Below are 22,878 nucleotides of genomic sequence, written 5' to 3' on the forward strand. Positions count from 1 at the left end.
TCAAAAAAAACAGGCCTTTTTGCAAAGAAATAAGGAGTGTCGAATAGGTCTAAAGAAGACTTTGACAACACTCCCAAATTAGTCAGAAATAAAGTGCAATAATCGATGTGCCGCCGATTGAGAAGAGGGTGACGGCGTCCCTCGCAGATTATTGAACGCTTTCTTTGACGCGGGCAAGGAAATCGCTGAAAATTCGCTTCATTTCTTCGTGATCCGGCCACATATTTTCTGGATGCCATTGCACGGCAACGATAGATGCACCCTCCGTGCCCTCTATACCTTCAATGACTCCATCGAGGGCGACGGCTGTAACCTTCAGTCCCTTGCCCAGATCTTTGACGGCCTGATGATGGCGTGAATTAACCTGAGCCGTTTCTCCAAGCGTTTCAAATAAAGAAGAACCTTCGGTCAGGCGTACTTCGTGCACTGGGTAGTTCCCAAGCGCTAATTGTGAGTGTTGGATATAAGAATCGGAGCACTGAGTCGTCAAATCTTGCCAAACTGTTCCACCGAAAGCGATATTGATCACTTGGCAACCGCGACAGATGCCGAGCATGGGCTTACCTGCAGCATGGGCGGCTTTGGCCATGCCGAGCTCGAAAACATCGCGTTTGTAGTTTGTGCGGCCGAGTGCACGAACAGGTTGCTGACCGAAAAATCTCGGATCCACATCAGGCCCACCCGGAATAATCAAACCATCAAAAAGGTCAACAAAGTCTTCCGGAGTAGCGTTATGAACATCAGCAAGAATGATGGGAATCGCGCCGAGCTCGTCAATCACCTCCACCAACTGACGCGGTGCAAAAGGAGCGAGTTTGTGATTGATGACGTGGGAAATTTGTGGCAACGTATCGGCCGTAATGGCAATGCGCATCTTCTTCATCATAGTTTCCTTTCTTGGTAAACCTTGAAGGTCAATCTGTCTATGTTTTGTTGGCGTAAAACCAGTTTCTCAGTTTATCACCAATCTTTTGCAGAAAAGAGAGATAGTCAGAAGAGCCGTGAAGATTCTAAAGTTTCTGAACTTTTTCGATACAATCAGAACTCCATCTGACGTTTGCCGGATCGTCCCTATGCTTCTTGCTTTACTTTGTTTGTACATCTTTTTGTTAATTGTTTTGAGTGTGTATCGCTCTAAACAAACAAAAGAACAAAATGCTCGAAATTTTTTAACGGCAAGTGGCGGCGCCAGCGCCATACTCTGTGCCTTATCTTTGGTTAGTACCATCATCGGAGGCTCTGCCACGCTCGGTATTGGTGCTTTGGCTCAAAAGATCGGAACAGCTGCTTTTTGGTGGCTGGGGGTCGGTGCAATTGGGCTCTTTTTGCACGGTTTGTGGATCGCCCGTGCGATTCGTTCAACAGGAGCTTGTACTTTACCCGATGTATTGGGGCGTCTTGTGGGCAACGGTGCCAAGCGTTGGAGTGCTTTTATTATCGTGGTGAGTTGGGTAGGGGTAGTTGCCGCTCAATTCACGGCGCTTCGGACTTTATTGACAGATATTCTGCCCTCATCACAAGGGGAAGTGCTTTATTTACTTCTGACGGTGGCCATCGTGTTACACACGGCTTTTGGCGGACAAAAAGCTGTTCTTCGTACAGATGCCATGCAGACAGCTCTTTTAACCGGTGGGTTTGTCTCGGCAGCCCTTTGGTGCCTGACAAGCTCCAGTGTCGACTGGGGCGCAATTGATCCGATTCCTTTTAATGATTCGTTTGGTGCTTGGGATTGGCTGAAGCTTGCTCTTTTGGTGGGCGTCACTTATATGGTCGGGCCTGATATTTTTTCAAGAACATTTGCTGCATCCTCTAGCCGCTCGGCCTCATTGGGAGCATGGGTGGGATCCGCACTTTTATTGGTTTTTGCCGTCATTATTACGTTTTTGGCAATGAGCAATTTGTCGGCAGCCAACCCCTTGTCTGGGTGGCTTTCCGATGCCTCTGTTATGCCTTCTTTTATTAAAGTGGCTCTGGCGCTGGGGCTGGTAAGCGCTTTAGCGGGATCGGCTGACACGGTTTTATTGTCTGCAGCGGGTATTGTAGAAAAGGATCTTCTTGATGGGGACCAATCATCACGGTTGCGCCGCTTGATCGCATTGTTTGGTTTTGGAGCGGTTTTACTGACTTATCAATCCTCGGACATCATCGGCTGGCTCTTATATGCGTACGCTCTATTTGTGCCGGGGGTTGCAGTGCCCCTTTTGGTACTGCTCTTAAAGAAACAGGGTTCGGTCAATAAACGTATCTGGCTTGTCGGAGCTATTATTGGCGGCGCTTTGGGGCTGGCAGGGAATTTAACGGGCTGGCCACTCGCCATCGTGGGCGTGGTTTTGTCTGCCATGTTTGCCTGGTTTTCCAAGACGAGTCAGATGGAAAATCCATCTGTGATCCCGAAAAGAGAAAATTCGTTAAAATGAGCGCCTGGCAAAGTCCGCCACGACGATCGCGGGAACCATTGGTTCACGAGGAAAGTCCGGACTCCATAGAGCACCGTAGCAGCTAACGGCTGCCTGCCGCAAGGTACGGATTAGAGCAACAGAGACGAGCCGGCGTTAGGGTCGGGTGAAACGGGCAATCTCTACGGGGAGCAACATCAAATAGGCAACCGCTGATCCTGCTCGGGGAGGTTGCGGGTAGATGGCTTGAGGCAAGGCGCGAGTTTTGTCCTAGATGAATGATTGTCGGTCGAGGATGCTTTTTCTCGAAACATAATCCGGCTTATCGGTGGGCTTTGTCTTTCCTGTCTTTTTTTCAAAAACGCATTCTTTTGCCTTTAGGCTAAAAAATCTTTCCCGTTCTTATACCGTCCGTTGTTGGGTGGAGTAGGATTATCGACGCTAAAAACGTTTGATTCAATCAAACCTAAATGATCAACGATCTCTCGTTAGGTCGCACGCGGATGAAGGTATCGGTCAATGCTTTCATCCGCGTTTTTTTTGAAAAAATTCCCGAAAGGTGAAACCTTCCGGGGCAAGTGGCGGCAAGGTGCCCATCGCCGCCTTTTTCAGAGAAAGAAAATAATTAGGCTACAGGAATGATCGGAATAATTTTCGGACCTTTCCCGGCATCTTTTTTTGCCATGCGCTTCATCCAGCAATACATACCGTAGAGGATGCCAAGAGCAATCACTATGCAGACGATTGAATAGACTGGTGCAGCGGCAAAGTTAGCCACACGGTAAAAGATGGTGGCGGCAGAGTAGCCGAGCGCCAATGTCCAAGCGCAAGCGAAAATTGTCCATTTTGTCCCCACTTCACGATAGATCGCAGCAACAGCGGCTACACACGGGACGTAAAGCAAGACCATCAGGAGGTAGGCAAAGACCGCGGAACTAGAACCAAACAAAGTTTTGATCGTGTCAATTGTGCCAAGGGATACGCCTTGCTCTTCGGCAGCAGAAGCTTGATCCGAGAGATCATCAACGTGGATACCTAAGGGATCCGATAACGCTCCGGCTAAACCGGCGAAGTTTTCACCGATTGTGCCAACCGCTTCAGAGAAGGTATCCGAGAGAGAGAATCCTCCTTCTTCAGCAGGCTCATCACCGGTTGCGGCAGCTTCTTCGTGAGCCTTATCAACGGCTAATGTGTCGTAGAGCGAATTAAGCGTACCGACTACCGCTTCTTTGGCGAAAATGCCGGTAAACACACCGACGGCGGCAGGCCAGTTCTCTTCCTGAATGCCCATAGGTTCAAAGACCGGAACAATGGTTTTGCCGACTTGCGAGAGAACCGATTTTTCACTGTCTTCATTACCGAAGGAGCCGTCTGTGCCCATGGAATTTAAGAATGCCAGACATGCCACGATAACAACAATCACTTTACCGGCACGGAACATAAAGGTGCGGACACGATCCCAGGTGCGAAGCATTACGCCCTTGAGAGTCGGAATGTGGTACGGCGGCATTTCCATGACAAAAGCGCTGGCAGCGCCGGGAAGAGCCGTACGTTTTAAGAGATAACCCGTCAAGATGGCAGCGGCAATGCCGATGAGATAGAGACCAAAGACCAGGTTTTGACCGTTTGTCGGCCAGAAAGCTGTGGCAAAGAGAACGTATACCGGAAGGCGTGCACCGCAGCTCATAAACGGCGTCATCATGACGGTGATAATGCGGTCACTGGCGCGGTCCATTGTGCGTGTGGCCATGATGGCGGGCACGTTGCAGCCAAAGCCGACTAAAAGCGGGACAAATGCTTTGCCCGGAAGTCCGAGTGCACGCATGAGGCGGTCCATAACGAATGCGGCACGAGCCATGTATCCGGATTCTTCCAAAATGGCTAAGAATAGGAACATGAAAAAGACCACCGGAATGAAGGTGGAAATGGTTTGCAGACCACCACCGATACCGTTAGACAGAAAGACCGTGAGCCACTCAGGCGTTCCCCAAGAGGCAAGAAGTTGTCCCAGACCGTCCACAAAGATGCCGCCCACTAAAATATCGAAAAAGTCGATGAAGACAGCGCCGAAATTTTGGGTAAAGAGGAAGGTCAGGTACATGATCAACAAAAAGATCGGCAACCCCATCCAACGGTTCAGGATGATGCGGTCGATACGGTCGGTCAAGGTACCCGTGATATCGCCTTCGCGGATGACCACTTTTTCAACGATTTGGGAGACTAACTCGTAGCGGGCATTAGTGATTTCAATATCGGTGTTGCCTTCAAAATGCTGATCTGTTTCTTGGACAACTTGATGCACTTTTTCGAGATTAATGCCTTCGAACTTATCCTCAATGCCCGGAGCATGTTCAAGAAACTGTATGGCAAACCAGCGGCCGTTTTCTTTAAGTCCCAATTGAGCGGAAATGAGATCGGCTGCCTTTTCAATCACTTCGTCATACTGAACGGTGACTTGTGTTGTGACGGGCGCATCGAGAAACTTCACCAGAGCTTTCTTAAGTTCCTCTACGCCTTTGTTGCGGTTGGCAACCAGACCAATAACTGGGCACCCCAGTTGTTTTTCCAAAGCACCTAAATCCAGTTTGATTTTGTGTTGTTTAGCAATATCGAGCATGTTGACGACAACGATCATCGGTACATGCATTTCGATTAATTGACTGGTCAAATAGAGGTTACGCTCCAAGTTGGAGGCGTCAATAATATTGACAACTACCTGTGCTTCGCCGCTTAAGAGATAATCGCGAGCGACAATTTCATCTTCGCCAGAGACGGATGTCGGGGTCACTGAATAAATACCGGGCAAGTCCACAACTTCAATATCGTGGTCTTCGAAGGAGAAATTCCCGGTCTTTTTATCAACAGTGACGCCCGGCCAGTTACCGACACGCTGTCGAGAACCAGTGAGAGCATTAAATAACGTTGTTTTGCCGCAATTGGGATTGCCGATAAGGCTGATGATATGTTGACTCATTACTGCAAACTCCTTCATTAACCGATCGGGTCGATATCAAGGATTTCAGCCTCGTCTTTGCGAACGGTGATGAGGCAGCCGCGAATGCGGATTTCAATAGGGTCGCCGAGTGGAGCAACGCGGACGACTTCAAGAGCGCTTCCCGGTGTAACACCTAGCATCAGTAAGCGTCTGCGGTATTCAGGGGTCGAAGTGGTCATGGATTTCACACGACCCTTAGCTCCGATCGCCATGTCTTTCAATTGCATATTCCGATTCCTTTTAATAGACAAAGATCTTTTGGGCCGTTTCGTAGTTGACACCAATTCTGGCGTCACCGATTGCCAAGAGAAGGGGTTCGTTTAGTGCGCGTTGTAAAACACGTATGGTTCCGCCCTGATGCAGTCCCAATTGCGACAGTTTTTCCTGTTCGGAAACATCAAGCTTCATTCGAACAACTGTCACATTGGTCATCAGGTCCGATTCGGTTAGAGGATGAATTCGAGACATAGTTTTTTTCATGATCATGCACCTGCGTCCGGGATTGGACGCCAGATCTAAGTCGCAATCGTAATAGGAATTAATCTCAATATCAAGAGTGAATTAGGTTATTTTATCTATGAATTAACTGAAGTTTTTTCTTTAGAAATTTGTATAAATCTATGTAAAACAAATAGATAAATTAAATAGAAATAATTATTAATAGTGTTTTAATGAAATTAATTATTGTCCTATCTGACGATTTTTAAAAATTAAAAATATAGTAAGAAAGTGATAACTATATTGATAAATAAAGAAATCATTCTTGGATGTAAGCAGAAATAGTTATTGAATTGAATCTTAAATAAGAATAAAATTGCGAAATAAGAATTATTCTCATTAAAGGAAATAATATGAGCTCATTTAAAAAATCTTCTTTTGTTATGGCTTTGATGGTGGCAGTGGGTTCAGCCCAAGCGGCTTCTGTTGAAGTATATGGTACGGTTGATACCGGTCTGCTCTATACGCATGAGTCAAGCGATTCAAAAGTTAATAATGAAAAAAACCACGAAAGTGCGGACAACTGGGGTGTGGCCAGTGGAACGAATACGGCCAGTGTGATCGGGATCCGTGGTATGGAAAATATCTCCGATGATCTTTCTGTCGGTTTTGTGTTGGAAAACAGTTTCAATTCCGATGACGGCTCTTTTGCTGAAGAAAATACGCTTTTTGACAAAGAGGCTCAGTTATTTGTTACTTCGTCTTTTGGAACGGTGAGCCTTGGGCGTATGGGAGCGCTGACAGCCGGTGAAGGAACCTATGACATCTTTATGGTCAACGGGGATGCCATGGACGGTGGCTATGCTGACTACATAGGTGCTGGTTACTGGATGGATCGCGGTATTTATGACAACATGATCTCTTTCCAATCACCTGAGTTCGCCGGTATTACTGCCTTCGCCCAATATTCTTTCGGTACCTCGGGCGACGATATGGTGCCATCACGTGATAAAGAACGTTATGCGGCTTTGGGAGCCACGTTTAGCACCGGAAATTTTTCGGCGGTGGCTGTCGTGGATACCGTGATGAAAAACCGTCAGACAGTTACCGGTTACGACAAGGCGATTGATGATGCGATGGCTTTCAGCATTGGTGCCAATTATGACATGGGCTTCATGAAGCCTTTCATCGGTTTCCAATACGGCCAGCATGAACAAATGATCGGTGGCGTTCCCGTGGTTGAAACGGACGAAACAGAAAGCTATGTGGGTGATCTTGACGGTTATGCCGTGGCTGTGGGTTCCGCCTTCCCTATTTGGGGCGGTGAATTGCAGGTTTCTGTTTACTACGCCGATGGAGACGGGAAAGCTTACAGCTACTACCAAGACGAGACGACTCAATCGTCTGAAGTTTCCAAGATGAATGTGAAGCGGTATGGTGTTGCACTATTCCACAATTATGAATTGAGCAAACGCACGAGTCTGTATGCTGGCATCGGTTACGACTATCAGGAGTACGACGGAAGCGATGTGAATTCAAGCGAAAAAGAACATTTTGAGCAAGACAGCGTTCAAGTAGGTGTCGGTCTCGTTCATAACTTCTAATTCGGTCACCTCGAACGAGGCTAAAAATAAAAATGCCACTCGAAATCAAAAATCCGAGTGGCATTTTCCGTTAATGAGCTGAATCATTGGCGGCTTTAATTTTCAATTCGCCCCTCAAAGTCACATCACGAATTGTGTAGGGGATTGAAATATTTTCCTGATTAAAGCGTTCAAGGATTTCCTTCATAATCGTTGAACGTAAAACAGAGGTGCCGTTTTCTGGATCTTTTACCCAGAAACTTAATTTCAGATTGATTCCGTCATTGCCGAAACCGGAAACCACAGCCCAGGGTTGGGGCGTTTCCAAAATTCGAGCTTGTTTTTTGGCGATATCAACCAAAATTGCCAATGCGCGATTAACGTCACAGTCGTAACCGATACTTGTTTCAACGGTCGCAACAGAGGCTCTGTCTGTGAACGTGAAATTTTTCACGTTTTGAGTGACAAAGGTTTCATTCGGAATAATCATCTCTTCTCCTGAAAAATTTCTCAGGACTGAGTAACGAGTTTTAATTTGAGTGATTTTCCCATTAAAACCACCGACTTCCACCGTATCGCCAATTTTGACCGAATGGTCGAAAAGAATAATGAAGCCAGAAATGTAGTTGGAGGCGATTTTTTGCAACCCAAAGCCCAGACCAACGCCGATTGCACCACCGAATACACTCAAAATGGTTAAATCCAAGCCTACGGAAGATAGCGATATCAAAATGGCGATGGCTATGAAAGCGATGTGGATGAGGCGTGATAAGACAATTTTGAGATTGTTGTCGATATCTTTTGCTGAATAAAGGGCGCTATCGCATAGGCCTGAGAGCCACTGGGCAATCAAAACGGACACAATGACAGTGATAATGCCCACAACAAGAGCCCAAAGGGTCAGAGAATCAGGGCCGACGGGCAGATTGATTTCTCGCATGGCTTGGATAAATTTCGGCAATACACCGACAATTTCCAAGACCGCCAGAATCCAAAAGAGGATATAAAGCGGTTTTTTAATTTGCAGCAAAACGCTATCGGGCGCAATAAAAGCGCCGAATACCTGAATTAAAAATACCAACAGTGCCCAGGCGTAAAAGATTTGGTAACCGACATGAATGAGATTGAAGTTATTATCTGTTAACAATCCCATATCAGAGATTGTGCTGGCACCAAGAGAGAGAAATAGCGCTGCAAAAATAGAGAAGAAAAGTTTTCGTGTCAGTTCTAAAGAAAATCGGCAAAGTTTGTGACTGATCGTTTCTTTGGAGAAGTTTTCTTCCCAAGTAGCCACTTTTTGACTGCAAACTCGTGCGACAAAATAAGACAACAAGACTGCAACGACAATAGCCAACACTTGATACCAAAAAGCGCTTTGGGTTAATTCTCGGGCTAAAAAGTCAATGATGCCGCCCACAAAGATCATCATGTGTTGCATTGATACCTCTTGCATTTCTTTTATTCTCAAAATAGTCACTATGAGCCTAGTCTAGCGAAGCTTTTAATTAATTCAAGGAAAATGTGAACCGTTTGGTGACAGAGTGTAGCTGTAGTCAAAAGGCTATTTTTGGGGGTTATTTTTTTGTTTTGGCCCCTGTATCATAAGGGAGGAATTTTTAGCGCTTATGCTTTAAACAAAGGATTGGTTATGCAAAATCTTGACAAAATCATGAAACCTCGCGCTATTGCGGTCATTGGCGCATCGACCAAGGCACACACGATTGGTTCGGACATTATGAAAAGGCTGCAGGAGTACGGCTTTAAAGGCAAGATCTATCCCGTCAATCCAAAGGGTGGGGTCATCGAAGGTTTGCAAGCTTATCCAACCGTATTGGATGTGCCGGGAGAAGTGGACTTGGCCATCGTGGTGGTTAACGCCAAATTTGTCCTCTCCACTATCGACCAGTGCCACGAAAAAGGAGTGGGCGGCTTATGTGTGATTAGTGCCGGTTTTAAGGAAACAGGAAAAGACGGGGCGGAACTGGAAAATGCGTTGTTAGAGAAAGTTCGCGCTTATGGTATGCGCTGTGTCGGCCCGAATTGCTTAGGCGTGGTTAATACCCATCCGGATATTCGGATGGATGGTTGTTTTGCTGAAAGTTTGCCTGAGCGTGGTGGCATTGGTTTTGTGTCCCAATCCGGTGCGTTGGGCGGAGGTATTTTAAATATCCTCAAAGATTTGAATTTAGGTTTTGCCCAATTTATTTCCATTGGCAATCAGGCTGATGTCAACGCTGAAACCGCTATTGAATATTGGGAAAATGAAGACGATGTGAAGCAGATTTTGCTTTATATGGAATCCATTCAAAATCCTGCCAATTTCAGAACACTGGCAAGCCGCGTATCCAAGAAAAAACCGATTTTGGCGTTAAAAGCTGGTCGCAGTGCGGCTGGCGCCAGTGCCGCTTCTTCTCACACCGGTTCTTTGGCCGGAGCCGATAAGGCGGCTCACGCACTTTTAACGCAGTCTGGGGTGATCCGTGAATACTCATTGGAAAATCTCTTTGCAACGGCCAAGGTATTTGCCAATTGCCCGATTCCCAAAGGAGACCGCGTGGCCATTATTACCAATTCCGGCGGTCCCGGCATTATGGCAACAGATGCTGTTTGCGAATACGGTATGAAGATGGCGCCATTGTCGGAAGAAACGAAGGCTAAGTTGCGCGCATTCCTGCCGGCTGCCGCTTCGGTTAAAAACCCTGTCGACATGATTGCTTCGGCACCGATTGAACACTACAAGCAAACGCTTGAGACCGTTTTGGCTGATGACAATGTTGACATGGTCATCGTCATCTATTTGCCGTTCTTGGGCTTAAAGGATATTGATGTGGCTCGAGCGGTCATGGAAATTAAGGCTCAGCATCCTGAAAAGCCGATTGTCGGGGTCTTCATGACAAAGAGTGAGTTCTTCTCGCAATTGTCTGACATGCAGGTAAATGTTCCGTTCTTTATGTATGCCGAGCAGGCAGCCGACGGTTTAAATCGACTCAATCAACAGCGTATTTGGGTTCAAAAGCCCTTGGGAACATGTCCTGAATTTACCGTGAATCGTGAACGCGCCCGCGAAATCATTATGCAAAGCGCCTCTCAGGGGCGTGAGCAATTAACGACTCGTGAAAGTATCGATGTGTTGGATGCGTACGGTATCCGTGTTTGTCGTTCAGGTTTTGCGGTCAATGAAGAGGAAGCCGTCGCCATCGCTGGCAAAGTGGGCTACCCCGTTGTGATGAAGATGACCTCCAAGACGACCTCTCACAAGACGGATGTGGGCGGTGTTCGCGTCAACATTCAAAACGCTGATCAATTACGAGCTCAATACCGTGATTTGATCGCCAAACTTAAGGAAAAGAACCTGCTTGAGGGTTTGGAAGGCGTGATTATCCAAGAAATGGTGAAGGGTAGCCGTGAAATGGTTTGCGGTGTTGCGACCGACCCGCAATACGGTCATATGGTTATGTTTGGTTTGGGTGGTGTTTTCATCGAAGTGATGAAAGACGTTACATTCCGCATGGCACCGCTTACCGATGTTGATGCCGATGAGATGATCCGTGGTGTCAAGGCTTATAAGCTGCTTGAAGGCGCACGCGGGACAACGCCGGCTCAAATGGATCAATTGCGGGAATGCCTATTGAGAATTTCTCAATTAGTGAAAGATTTCCCGGCTATCACGGAATTAGACATCAATCCTTTGATTATTAGTGAAAAGAACGGGGAAGGTATTGCCGTTGACGGTCGTATCAAGGTCAATTTAGAAAAACTCTAATCTGAGAGTGTGAGAAAGGGGCGCTTCGGCGCCCTTTTTTTGTCGAAAAAACAGATCACAGCTGTCAAAACGTTTTTTAGTGCAAAACAAAAATCAGACTAGTTGTTTTTAAGGATCAGAACAACAACATCATGTATGCAATAGCCTTTAGGCAAATTTCTCTGAAAAAAATAATGGAATTTCCTTGACTTAGTATCCATATCCTTTTAAATTTCCGTGTAAGAAAGTGGGGAAAAGTGGAAGTTTGTGCCTTAAAGCGCAAACTGCTTTAGTGTTTTTGCCTAAATTGTCGTAGGTGGACTGATGTTTCAGGGCACATCTTTACTAGTGCTAGATGCAAAAGGCCGTCTCTCGTTACCAGCGAAGTATCGGGAGAGCCTTCTTGTGCCTTGCCAAGGGGAAGTGACCCTAACACGTCATCCGGACGGCTGCGTATTGATCTATCCCCGTGGTGTTTGGGTGCAATTAAGTGCAAAGCTTGCCGCTCTTCCCTATGCGGCTCGCACGTTGCAGCGCATCATGTTAGGTAGCGCTTTTGATGTTAATGCCGACGCTTCGGGGCGACTGTTGGTGCCTAGCGATTTACGAAGTCTCTGCAGTCTCAATCGTGAAGTAACTTTAGTGGGCTTGGGAAATCATTTCGAATTGTGGGATCAAGCGAAATACATGCAGTTTGAACAAGCGGAATTACAGAAAGGATTGCCGCCGGAAGTGTTTGATTTAGTGCTTTAGGAGAGGGTGAATGGATAAGCGCTTTACTCACCTCTCCGTTATGGCAGAGGTGGCGCCGCCCTTGGTGGTAACAGATCCAGACGGAACCTACGTTGATGCAACGTTCGGTCGAGGGGGGCATTCGCGTCGCATTCTTTCGCTCCTGTCCTCCAAAGGAAAACTCATCGCATTTGACCGTGATCCGCAAGCTATTGAATCTGCTAAAGAAATTATGGATGATCGTTTTACAATCATTCATGCTCCTTTTTCCCGTATGCGTGAGGAATTAGCTCTAAGGGGAGTCCAATCCGTCCACGGCGTCTTTATGGACATCGGTGTTTCAAGTCCACAAATTGACGACGCTAGCCGCGGTTTTTCATTCAGAATGGATGGTCCGCTTGATATGCGCATGGATACTAGTTGCGGGGAAACTGCGGCTCAATGGCTTGCTAAAGCCAGCGAAGAAGAGATCGCTCGAGTCATCCATACACTCGGAGAGGAGCGATTCGCTAAACGCATCGCTCGCATTATTGTTCAGACAAGAAGTCAGGTACCCATCGAGACGACCCAGCAATTGGCTCAACTGGTTGCTCAGGTAGTGCCTGCTAACAAAAAGGATCCCACGCAAAATCCGGCCACAAGAACTTTTCAGGCCATACGGATTCACATTAATAGTGAACTTGATGAGCTCTCCTTGGCGCTTAACGCGGCAATGCAATTAGTCGATGACGAAGGACGCATCGGTGTTATTACTTTCCATTCGCTTGAAGATCGAATCGTAAAGCGTTTTTTTGATGAAAAAGCGCATCCTGAAAAAGCGTTGGATTCGCGTTTGCCGTTAAGAGCGGATCAATTGCCGCAGCCTGAGTTAAAGGATATCAAGAGGGTTTTACCCAGTCAGGAAGAATGCGATTCTAATCCTCGTGCAAGAAGCGCAATTTTGCGCTTGGCCACGCGCGTTCGTGCGGGGAGGCTGTCATGATTCGATTGGAATTAATGCGCCGCATTCGCCAAAACGCCAACATTCTCATTATTGCGTTGCTGACGGTCACGCTCGTTTGGCTTGCATTACTTATTGTCAACAATCAGTACAAAGTACGTGCTTTGATCAGTGATATTGAGCAAGAGCAGGAGCTTTCTCGCCGTTTGCTCGATGAACAGCGGGAAATCAATATCGAATTGGCTAAAGTGACACTTCCGGGCTACATCGCTTCCGGCGCAAACGAGATGGGACTGGAGCCCGCTCGAAATGAAAATACCGTTATTTTGCAGCCTAAACCGGTGCCGCGTTTTGTGACACGAAAAGAAGGGGATCCGTCATGATGAGAGAATCCCTGATGCGGCAGTTGCTCAATTGGCTCAAGAGGCGGTGGCACAAATTCTGGAGCGAAGATACGGCTCCGCGTATGCCTAAACGTTCTAAAGAACGCGATAAAGAATGGATGGCCTTGGAAATCTCCCAGAAGCGTTCGCACATGGTGCTTGGCGCCTTGGTGGGGATTTTTGTCGTCTGTTTTTTACGTGCAGGTTATTTACAGTGCTTTAACACGGAATTTCTGCAAAAGCAGGGCGAAGTACGTTACGCCAGAACGCTTGAAATTGCCGCAGGCCGTGGTCAGATTTTTGATAGAAATGGAGTGGTATTGGCGGCTTCCTTGCCGGCTAGAAGTATTTGGGCAACAACGAATTTAGTCACGGCAACGCCTCAACAAATCAGTGAATTGTCAGATTTGCTGGGGGTCTCGGAACGTACACTTCAAAAACGCTTGGCTCGTAAAGACGCCTTTGTCAACTTAGCCCGCCAAGTCGATATGGATGTAGTCCGTCGTGTGCAGGCAATGCACTTGGAAGGACTCACCTATTCACCTGACGTTAAGCGCCACTATCCGGGTGGTGAAGTTTCTGCTCATATTGTTGGTTTCAATAATCGAGAGGATCACGGCCAAGAAGGCGTGGAGTTGGCCAATGATAAAACGTTGACGGGTCAAAACGGCTCGCGTAGGGTGATTCGGGACCGATTGGGCCACGTTATCGAAGAAATGTGGACTCAGGAGCCTGTTCCGGGTAAAGACCTGCATCTTTCCATTGACTCTCGTATTCAGTACATCGCTTATTCTGCCGTTCGTAATGCTGTTGAGAAACACCAGGCAAAGGCCGGGGCGGTGGTTGTGGCTGACTCGATTACCGGTGAAATTTTGGCCTTAGTCAGTTGGCCAGGATTTGATCCCAACGACCGCAGTACATTTGTGTTCGACAAGATTCGCAACCGCGTGGTGACGGACACATACGAGCCGGGTTCTATTATGAAGCCTTTTGCTATCGCTAAGGCTTTGGATATGGGTATTGTGCGTCCGGATAGTCTTATTGAGACGGCGCCGGGCAGCATCATGGTGGCCGACCGCAAGATTAGTGATACTCGCAATTTTGGTTTGCTGACGGTTTCACAAGTGATTGCAAAGTCTTCCAACGTGGGGACTGTCAAGATCGCTTTGCAGATTCCTGCACAAACATTGTGGGAAACCTACAGTCGACTAGGTTTCGGTCAAGCCCCGCAGGTCGGTTTCCCCGGTGCGGTAGCCGGTCGTTTGCGTCCTGCGAAAACGTGGGGTCCTGTTGAGCAGGCTACCATCTCGTATGGTTACGGTTTATCAACCTCGCTTATGCAAATCGCTCAGGCTTATACGGTCTTTGCTCGCAATGGTGATGTCATTCCGCTGACATTGATGAAGCAAGACCACCCAGCCGTTGGCGAGCAAGTCTATCGACCCGAAGTTGCCCGTCAAATGCGAGCCATGATGATGACGACAGTGCATCGAGGCGGCACGGCCTCTCGTCTTAAGGTCACGGGTTACACGGTGGCCGGTAAGACGGGTACGGTCTACAAGGTAAAAAATGGTGAATATGTGAAAGACTACGTTGCCTCCTTTGTTGGCGTGGCCCCAGCTACACAGCCTCGGTTGGTCGTGGCTGTCATGATTGACGAGCCGAAGGACTCCGGGCACGTGGGTGGCGTGGTGGCAGCTCCCGTATTTGGAGAAGTCGTAGAAGCTGCCTTGCGGACTCTGCTTGTGAATCCGGATGATCCGATGATGGTGGCCGGCGGCGGGTTATTGGCCAGAACAACTCATTAATCGGGATGTCTTTGAAGCAACAATAAAGGCAGACCCTGTACTCAATAGTGAATCCTATGATCGACAACATCCAATCTTATGTCCGATTGTTAAAGCGCTTGGCTCCTCAAGCAAATCACTTGACACTAGACTCAAGAAATTTGCGGGAGGGGGATGTCTTTTTTGCCGTTCCAGGACTTCATCGTGACGGTAGAGATTTTTTAACTGATGCGGCGAAAAGAGCTTGCGCATTGGTCTACGAAGATGACGGGCAACGCAGGACATTTGGAGTACCCGCCATTGCTGTTCCTGAGTTGGGAAAACACTTAGGTGAGTTTGCCGCAGATTTTTACCATGATCCGAGTAGCAAACTTTTTACCATCGGTATAACTGGCACAAATGGTAAAACGACGTCTTCGCATTGGATGTCCCAACTTTTTTCATTGTTGGGGCAGAGATGCGCGGCCATTGGAACGATAGGCTGTTTTATGGACGGACAGTCCTATGAAAGTGCGCCGTTGACAACCCCGGACGCCCTGACTATGCAGGGACTTTATAGAAAGCTTTTGAAAGCCGAGGCAAAAGCGGTTGCCTTGGAGGCAAGCTCCATTGGCCTTGAGCAGGGACGGCTTCAGGGGACACGTTTTGATGTGGCGGTATTTACCAATTTGACCCGTGATCATTTGGACTACCACCATGACATGCAAGCTTATGAAAGCGCCAAAGCGATTCTCTTTGATTGGCCGGGTCTTCAGCATGCAGTCATTAACATCGATGATGAGGCCGGTGTCAGGATGGCTGAACGCTGCGCTCACCGCGGGATTCATACGATTGTTACAAGTATGCGGGGAGCCATCGCTTTGACGGGAACGCATTTACTGTCAGCCGAAAATGTCCGTCCGATGCCTGAAGGGATGCTGTTTGATATTGTCTATGGTTCAGAGCGTCAAACGGTGCATTTATCTATTTTCGGAGCTTTTAACGTTTCAAATTTGTTAGGAGTTGTCGGGGCAGCTTTGTGCCATGGTTTTTCTCTTGCCGAAATTGTTGAAAAATTACCCCTGTTAGTTGCTCCTGATGGGCGCATGCAAAAGGTTCCCTATGAAGGAGCCGCTTTGGCAATTGTGGATTACAGCCATACGCCCGATGCTGTTCAAAAAGCCCTCGAAGCATTAAAGGGTGTGGCTAAAGTCCGTCGCGGCAAGCTCTGGATTGTTTTGGGAGCGGGAGGTGACCGGGATGCCGGCAAACGTCCGCTTATGGCTAAAGTGGCAGAAGAGAATGCTGATTACGTTATTCTTACCAGCGATAACCCGAGAACAGAAAATCCAGATAGTATCCTGAGACAAATGGCTGCTGGCCTAAAAACGCCTCAACTGACTATTGCTGATAGACGTGAAGCCATCTATGAAGCTATTAAGCGAGCAAAACCGGAGGATGTTGTACTCATTGCCGGTAAAGGGCACGAGTTGTATCAGGAGATCAATGGGGTCAAACATCCATTTAGTGATGTGGTCGAAGCACGAAATGCACAACGGTTAAAAAATCCGCCCGCTGACACACTTTTGAATGTGAAATTCTTATCGAACTTGTTGCCGGGTTCTCACCTGTATGGCAGTGATGTTCCTTTTACGAATGTTTGTACGGACACCCGTCAAGTCACGGAAGGTTCTCTCTTTTTTGCATTAAAGGGAGAACGTTTTGACGGACATAACTTTGTTATGCAGGCTATGAGAGCCGGAGCTGCCGCTGTTGTGGTAGATCACGAGGTTTATTGTCCGTTGCCACAAATTGTCGTCAAAGATGTCAAGTTGGCTTTAGGGGTTACTTCAGGTTTTTGGCGTCGTGGAAAATCTTTGGGATTAGTGGCTGTAGCGGGAAGCAATGGGAAAACAACAACCACGCAAATGATCGCCACTATATTGAAGATCCGTTATGGGGAACATGCACTTGCAACAGAAGGCAATCTCAATAACGATATCGGCGTGCCGCTTATGCTTTGGCGTTTGCGTGATTATCACGAGACAGCTGTTATTGAGACAGGAATGAACCATGTCGGAGAAATGCGCTACTTAAGCGGTTTGGTGCAACCGACCATCGCCGTTGTTACCAATGCTCAGCGCGAGCATCAGGAATTTTTGCAAAGTGTTGAAGCGACAGCGAGAGAAAATGGCGAAGTATTCCGAGTTTTGCCACCAAACGGTATCGCGGTCATTTCAGCTGATGATCCGTGCCGTTCGATTTGGCTTGAGATGGCTCAACATGCCAATGTGATGACTTTCGGTATTGATGCGACTGCGGACGTGAACGGTTGCATGAAAACGGAAGCTAACGGCATGAAGGCATTAATTAAGACGCCGATTGGAACTTTTGAAGCCAAAATGAAGGTCAGAGGCGAACATAATTTTAAAAATGCCTTAGCTGCTACGGCGGTTTGTTTAGGACTAAATGTTTCACTTGAGATTATTCGTCAGGGACTTGAAGCTTTTGAAGCAATAAAAGGTCGAGGTCAGGTTCATACGGTGGGAGGCTTAACAGTCATTGACGACGCCTATAATGCCAACCCCGATAGTATGAAAGCGGCGATTGATCTATTAACAAGTTATCCCGGCCCTCGTTTTTTGGTGGCTGGCGATATGGCTGAATTAGGTAGTAAAAGCATCGAATATCATGAGGAAATCGGCGCTTACGCAGCCGAAAAGCACATTGATGCATTTTTTGCCATAGGTGAACATATGCGTTACGCTGTCGAAAAGTTCCGTGAACTGTCTCCCCAGGCGCGTTCACTATGGATGGATGATCGTGACCAGTTTATGGAGGCGGTCATCGAAGAAAGTCACCACTGCCGAACGGTTAGTGTCAAAGGTTCAAACTGCATGAAACTTACAACAGTTGTTAAAGCCTTAGTGGTAGACGCTACAAAGAATAAAAAGGATTAAAGAATGCTCTTGGAATTATTTCGTTGGCTCGGAGAAGATATCAGAGCTTTCCAGGTGTTTAACTACTTAAGCTTACGAGCGGTATTGGCAGCACTCACCGCTCTGGCTATCGGTTTTATGGCAGGCCCGGCCACGATTCGTTATTTACGTGCGATGAAAATGGGGCAAGCTGTCCGCACAAACGGTCCGAAGACCCATATTGTCAAAGATGGAACGCCAACCATGGGCGGTGTTTTAATTCTGATTGCGATTGGTTTATCGACGTTGCTTTGGATGGATCTGAGTAACCGTTTTGTTTGGGTGGTTCTCTTTGTGACGCTCGGTTTTGGGTGGATCGGTTGGGTGGATGATTACCGTAAGGTTGTTCACCATGATCCAAAAGGCATGAGCGCTAAAGAAAAATTCGGTTGGCAGTCTTTAATCGGCATTATTGCCTCGGTTTATCTGGCTTTTGCGATCAGCGCGCCTAATGACATTCATGTGGTGCATATGCTTATCGGTTGGATTGAATCGGGTTTTCCCATGCAAATGCCGCCGCATGCCGACTTAATTATTCCTTTCTTTAAGCACTTTGCATATCCCCTCGGGATTTTCGGCTTTATCGCGTTGACTTTTATTGTGATTGTCGGAACAAGCAATGCGGTGAATTTGACTGACGGCTTGGATGGTTTGGCAATTTTGCCCGCAGCTATGGTGGGAAGTGCTTTGGGAATCTTTGCCTACGTTGAAGGTCGTGTGGACTTTGCTCATTATCTTTTGTTCCCCTATATCCCCGGGGCCGGTGAATTGGTTGTCGTCTGTGCGGCTTTGGCAGGAGCGGGATTGGCATTTTTGTGGTTTAACGCTCACCCTGCACAAGTTTTCATGGGCGATGTCGGCGCTTTAGCCTTAGGTGGAACATTGGGAACGGTGGCTGTTATTACCCGTCAGGAATTCGTTTTAGCGATTATGGGCGGTATTTTCGTTGTTGAAACGCTCTCCGTGATGATTCAAACAACGTATTTCCGGCTCTCGGGTGGTAAAAGAATTTTCTTGATGGCGCCGATTCATCATCACTTTGAGTTGAAGGGATGGAAAGAAACGCAGGTGGTTACGCGTTTTTGGATTATCACCTTCATCCTCGTACTGATCGGTTTGTCGACGTTAAAGATTCGTTAAAAAGGCGAAGATTATGCAGCAGAAAGCATTGGTGGTCGGTTTAGGAGCTTCTGGAGAAGCTTGTACGAAATTTTTGCTTAAACGGCAGTGGCAAGTCCGCGCGACAGATACCCGTAGCGAACCGCCCGCGCTTTCTCGCCTATCCGGTACGGAAGGCTTTAGCTTTGTTTCTTTGCAAGAGGCTCAAGCACAATTAAACGATTGCAATCTGTTGGTAATGTCTCCGGGAATTAGTCCTTGGCATTCTGCGGTTACTCCATTGGTGAGGTCAGCTCAATCTTTGGGAATCGAAGTGGTCGGAGAGATCGAACTTTTTGCCAGAGAGCTGGCTCGACTAAAAAGTGAAAAGGCTTATGAACCGAAAGTAATTGCGGTCACCGGTACCAATGGCAAGACGACAACGACGGTGTTGACAACGAAAATGGCGGCAGCCTCCGGAATGAAAGCCGTTGCGGCCGGCAATATTGGTCCAAATGCGGTGACGGAACTGGATCGTTATTTGGAAAGTGGTGAATTGCCGGATGTTTGGGTGCTGGAACTGTCCAGTTTTCAATTGGAGACCACCTCATCGCTTGCGCCGGATGCGGCTGCACTTTTAAACATTACCCAAGATCATTTGGACTGGCACGGCGGAATGAATGAATATGTCGCGGCCAAAGGAAAAATTTTTGCTCATGAAAAAACGGCAAGAATTTTAAATCGTGACGATTCAACGGTGATGAATTTTGCTGCGCAGGATAGAAGAGTTTTTACTTTCGGAGCAACCGAACCGCAGCATCCCAATGAATGGGGATTGGTGAAAGAAGACGGTATCGTATGGCTTGCCTTCAATGAAGATGATTCTGTGCAACTGACCAAGCGCAAAGTTCTGGAAGGGCATGTTTTACAACGTTTGATGCCAGAAGACGCTTTGCACATCCGGGGGCGTCACAACAGCATGAACGCACTGGCGGCGTTGGCACTTATTTATGCTGCGGGTTTGCCCATCAGCGATGCATTGCGGGCGCTGGCTCAATACAGAGGTGAACCGCATCGAGTTGAATACGTAATGACCGTAAATGGGGTTGATTACATCGACGACAGTAAGGGGACCAATGTTGGTGCAACCGTTGCAGCTCTGGAAGGGCTAGGTGCCAACGGAATAAAATTGGTTGTGATTTTAGGCGGAGATGGAAAAGGACAAGACTTTTCTCCGATTGCGGATTCTATGGCGAAGCACGCTCGTGGTGCCGTTTTGATTGGTCGTGATGCACCTTTGATTGAGAAAGCCTTGCAAGGGGCACAGTACCCTATCATCCACGCCAAAGATATGCCGCAGGCGGTTCAGAAAGCCTCTGAATTAGCGCAGCCTCACGATTGTGTATTGTTGTCCCCTGCTTGCGCCAGTTGGGATATGTTTAAAGATTATGCACAACGTTCGGCTATCTTTATTGCCAGTGCTAAGGCTTTAGCCGGTGATGCTCAGCAATGATCAGCATTAAAAACTTTTTCCAAAATCGTAATAAAAAACATGAGGACTGGTCATCTCGGAGTTCTTTTGCGACCATTTCTTCAATTGACTACAGTATCATCGCTGTCATTCTGGCCCTTCTGATTTTAGGGCTCATCATGGTTTATTCGGCTTCCATTTCACTGGGTGATTCGCCGAAATACCAGACTTCAGAGGGCTACTTTGCCGTTCGTCACGCCATTTATATTGTGATTGGATTAATGGCGGCTTTTTTCGTTTTTAAAGTCCCGTTATCTCGTTGGTATCCCCTTAGTTACCCTTTGGGGTTGTTTGGCATTTTGCTCTTAATTTCGGTGTTTGTGCCGGGGCTTGGACACGAGGTAAATGGCTCAACCCGTTGGATTGGGTTTGGCCCGATCAATCTTCAAGTTTCGGAAGTTGTTAAGTTTGTTTCGGTATTGGTGATTTCACACTTTGTGGTGACACGGCAAGCCTATATGCATTCATACACTCGAGGGCTAATTCCTGTCATGCTCTACATTGGAGCCGTGGCAATGCTGTTGTCGTTACAACCTGACTTGGGAGCTACTGTTGTCATCAGCGCGATTGTTTTGGGTGTTGTTTTTTTAGGCGGCTTGAGTTGGAGCATCATTATCCCCTTTGGCATAGTGATTTTTGCCGTCATTGTCTTTTCAATTGCGTTGTCACCTTGGCGTACAGCGCGCGTGTTTGCTTATCTAAATCCGTGGGATATCGAAAATCAATTAGGTAAAGCCTATCAGTTAACTCACTCGTTGATTGCTTTTGGTAGAGGAGAGCTTTTTGGTGTTGGTTTGGGGGCGAGTGTGGAAAAAATGCACTACTTGCCCGAAGCGCACACGGACTTTATCTTAGCCGTCATTGGTGAAGAGCTCGGATTAGTGGGATTCACATTTGTTTTATTGCTCTTTTATTGGTTAGTTAGGCGTGCTTTTGAGATTGGACGTCAAGCGGTGCGTTTGGAGTCCGTTTATTCCGGTCTTGTTGCCCAGGGTGTCGGGCTTTGGATTGGTGTACAAGCTTTGATTAATATTGGCGTAGCAATCGGTGTTTTTCCGACGAAGGGGTTAACTTTGCCGTTAGTAAGCTATGGCGGATCGTCAATCGTTGTAACACTGTGTGCACTAGCCCTATTGCTACGGGTGGACTATGAAAATCGCCTTCTGATGAGAGGAAAGAGGAGACGGTGATGCAAACAAAACATTTGATTATTGCGGCTGCTGGTACGGGCGGACATGTTATGCCCGGATTGGCTGTGGCTGAAGAAATGAAAAAGCGCGGTTGGACGGTATCATGGATTGGAACACCGGTTGGGATGGAATCGCGTTTGGTGGGTCAGAGAAATATTGAATTTGACGCTCTTGACTTTACCGGTATGCGGGGCAAAGGCATCAAGCACATGTTTACCGGTGCATTGAAATTGGTAAAAGCATGTTTTGCCGCCAAAGCACTTGTGGAAAAAAGACAAGCCAGTGCAATGTTTTCAACAGGGGGCTACATTGCCGTGCCGGCTGCTTTCGGAGCCCGAAGCAAAAATAAGCCGCTCATTATGATGAATTGCGATGCTGGCAGCCTCATGAGCGTGCGGGCTGTGATGCCTTGGGCTCAAGCGGTGATGTGCGGATTTGACGGCGAATGCGCTCATCGGGCCGGTTCCAAAGCGATTGTATCCGGCAATCCCGTCCGCGAAGATATTTTGGCTTTGCCCGAACCGCAACAACGTTACGCTGCCCGTACAGGAAAACTCAATTTATTGGTTTTCGGCGGTTCTCTCGGAGCCAAAGTTCTCAATGAAACAGTGCCGGCCGCTATCGCCAAATTCCCTTTAGAAGAACGTCCGATTGTTACCCATCAGTGTGGTAAAAATGCGGTTGAGGATGTTAAAGCTCTCTACGCGAAGTATGGAGTCGAAGCGCAAGTCATCAGTTTTATTGATGATATGGCAAGTGCCTACAATAAAGCCGATGTCGTTGTGTGCAGAGCTGGCGCAACAACAGTCAGTGAATTAACGGCGGGAGGAATTCCTGCGATATTGGTGCCTTTTGTTGTCTCGACAACTCAACATCAATTGGGTAATGCTCGCTACATGCAAGATGAAGGAGCGGGGATTTTGCTTGAACAGAAAGATTTAACCCCTGACTCACTCTATGAAAAATTAAGAAGTCTGACCCGTGAAGATCTTCTGACAATGGCTGACAAGGCCCGAAGCCTTGCAAAACGGGGGGCTGCGAAAACAGTAGCCGATACTATCGAACGTTTGGCAAAATTATAGTTTCTGGTGGTTTAACGAAGGCAA

Annotated in this window: 17 protein-coding genes and 1 other RNA gene; 13 read left to right on the forward strand and 5 right to left on the reverse strand. The window is 47.4% G+C overall.

Annotated elements, in window-relative coordinates; translation table 11 throughout:
• Positions 1-148: 148 nt before the first annotated feature.
• The gene (locus M3080_RS05465) at positions 149-886 is read right to left on the reverse strand and encodes a gamma-glutamyl-gamma-aminobutyrate hydrolase family protein (protein ID WP_249092223.1); all 738 of its coding nucleotides are present in this window, start codon (positions 884-886) and stop codon (positions 149-151) included.
• A 187-nt stretch (positions 887-1,073) separates the two neighbouring features.
• Between M3080_RS05465 and M3080_RS05470 the strand changes: the two genes are divergently transcribed.
• Both M3080_RS05470 and rnpB read left to right on the forward strand, forming a co-directional pair.
• Entirely contained in the window at positions 1,074-2,417 is a 1,344-nt protein-coding gene (locus tag M3080_RS05470) for a sodium:solute symporter family protein (protein WP_249092224.1), read from the forward strand.
• Between the two features lie 9 nt (positions 2,418-2,426).
• Positions 2,427-2,737, forward strand: an RNA gene (gene rnpB, locus M3080_RS05475) — RNase P RNA component class A.
• Positions 2,738-3,021: 284 nt separating this feature from the next.
• On the opposite strand, the gene feoB is transcribed toward rnpB, so the two are convergent.
• From feoB to M3080_RS05490, 3 genes are read right to left on the reverse strand one after another with little or no spacing between them, the layout of a single operon-like run.
• Positions 3,022-5,370 carry a Fe(2+) transporter permease subunit FeoB gene (gene feoB / locus M3080_RS05480; RefSeq protein WP_249092225.1) on the reverse strand — a complete coding sequence of 783 codons (2,349 nt, stop codon included), beginning with the start codon at positions 5,368-5,370 and terminating at the stop codon, positions 3,022-3,024.
• Between the two features lie 17 nt (positions 5,371-5,387).
• Positions 5,388-5,618, reverse strand: a complete 231-nt coding sequence (locus M3080_RS05485; RefSeq protein ID WP_022472891.1) for a FeoA family protein — start codon at positions 5,616-5,618, stop codon at positions 5,388-5,390.
• 13 nt (positions 5,619-5,631) lie between these two features.
• Positions 5,632-5,871, reverse strand: a complete 240-nt coding sequence (locus tag M3080_RS05490; protein ID WP_249092226.1) for a FeoA family protein — start codon at positions 5,869-5,871, stop codon at positions 5,632-5,634.
• Positions 5,872-6,242: 371 nt separating this feature from the next.
• On the opposite strand from M3080_RS05490, the gene M3080_RS05495 reads away from it, so the two are divergent.
• Entirely contained in the window at positions 6,243-7,433 is a 1,191-nt protein-coding gene (locus M3080_RS05495) for a porin (protein ID WP_249092227.1), read from the forward strand.
• A gap of 70 nt (positions 7,434-7,503) precedes the next feature.
• Here the strand turns inward: M3080_RS05495 and M3080_RS05500 are convergent, their stop codons facing one another.
• Positions 7,504-8,850, reverse strand: a complete 1,347-nt coding sequence (locus tag M3080_RS05500) for a mechanosensitive ion channel family protein (protein ID WP_249092228.1) — start codon at positions 8,848-8,850, stop codon at positions 7,504-7,506.
• Between the two features lie 210 nt (positions 8,851-9,060).
• Between M3080_RS05500 and M3080_RS05505 the strand changes: the two genes are divergently transcribed.
• From M3080_RS05505 to murG, 10 genes are all read left to right on the forward strand, one after another.
• Positions 9,061-11,175, forward strand: a complete 2,115-nt coding sequence (locus M3080_RS05505; RefSeq protein ID WP_249092229.1) for an acetate--CoA ligase family protein — start codon at positions 9,061-9,063, stop codon at positions 11,173-11,175.
• A gap of 303 nt (positions 11,176-11,478) precedes the next feature.
• Positions 11,479-11,907: a division/cell wall cluster transcriptional repressor MraZ gene (mraZ, locus tag M3080_RS05510; protein WP_022472896.1), complete on the forward strand. Its 429-nt coding sequence runs from the start codon at positions 11,479-11,481 to the stop codon at positions 11,905-11,907.
• 10 nt (positions 11,908-11,917) lie between these two features.
• A complete protein-coding gene (gene rsmH / locus M3080_RS05515) occupies positions 11,918-12,868 on the forward strand; it encodes a 16S rRNA (cytosine(1402)-N(4))-methyltransferase RsmH (protein ID WP_249092230.1) in 951 nt (316 codons plus the stop codon).
• Positions 12,865-13,209 carry a cell division protein FtsL gene (locus M3080_RS05520; RefSeq protein WP_249092231.1) on the forward strand — a complete coding sequence of 115 codons (345 nt, stop codon included), beginning with the start codon at positions 12,865-12,867 and terminating at the stop codon, positions 13,207-13,209. The genes rsmH and M3080_RS05520 overlap by 4 nt, the downstream gene beginning before the upstream one ends.
• The gene (locus M3080_RS05525; protein ID WP_249092232.1) at positions 13,206-15,017 is read left to right on the forward strand and encodes a peptidoglycan D,D-transpeptidase FtsI family protein; all 1,812 of its coding nucleotides are present in this window, start codon (positions 13,206-13,208) and stop codon (positions 15,015-15,017) included. The genes M3080_RS05520 and M3080_RS05525 overlap by 4 nt, the downstream gene beginning before the upstream one ends.
• 56 nt (positions 15,018-15,073) lie before the next feature.
• Positions 15,074-17,935, forward strand: a complete 2,862-nt coding sequence (locus tag M3080_RS05530) for a UDP-N-acetylmuramoyl-L-alanyl-D-glutamate--2,6-diaminopimelate ligase (RefSeq protein ID WP_249092233.1) — start codon at positions 15,074-15,076, stop codon at positions 17,933-17,935.
• A gap of 3 nt (positions 17,936-17,938) precedes the next feature.
• Positions 17,939-19,093, forward strand: coding sequence for a phospho-N-acetylmuramoyl-pentapeptide-transferase (gene mraY / locus M3080_RS05535; protein WP_249092234.1), 1,155 nt, complete (start codon positions 17,939-17,941; stop codon positions 19,091-19,093).
• Between the two features lie 13 nt (positions 19,094-19,106).
• On the forward strand, positions 19,107-20,564 hold the full coding sequence (murD, locus tag M3080_RS05540) for a UDP-N-acetylmuramoyl-L-alanine--D-glutamate ligase (protein ID WP_249092235.1): 1,458 nt from the start codon (positions 19,107-19,109) through the stop codon (positions 20,562-20,564).
• Positions 20,561-21,772: a putative lipid II flippase FtsW gene (gene ftsW / locus M3080_RS05545; protein ID WP_249092236.1), complete on the forward strand. Its 1,212-nt coding sequence runs from the start codon at positions 20,561-20,563 to the stop codon at positions 21,770-21,772. Before murD ends, ftsW begins: the two co-directional genes overlap by 4 nt.
• Entirely contained in the window at positions 21,772-22,854 is a 1,083-nt protein-coding gene (gene murG / locus M3080_RS05550; protein WP_022472904.1) for an undecaprenyldiphospho-muramoylpentapeptide beta-N-acetylglucosaminyltransferase, read from the forward strand. The genes ftsW and murG overlap by 1 nt, the downstream gene beginning before the upstream one ends.
• The last annotated feature ends 24 nt before the right edge of the window (positions 22,855-22,878 follow it).

The organism is Parasutterella secunda (assembly GCF_023336895.1).
In the GTDB taxonomy this organism is placed as follows: Bacteria; Pseudomonadota; Gammaproteobacteria; order Burkholderiales; family Burkholderiaceae_F; genus Aphodousia; species Aphodousia faecalis.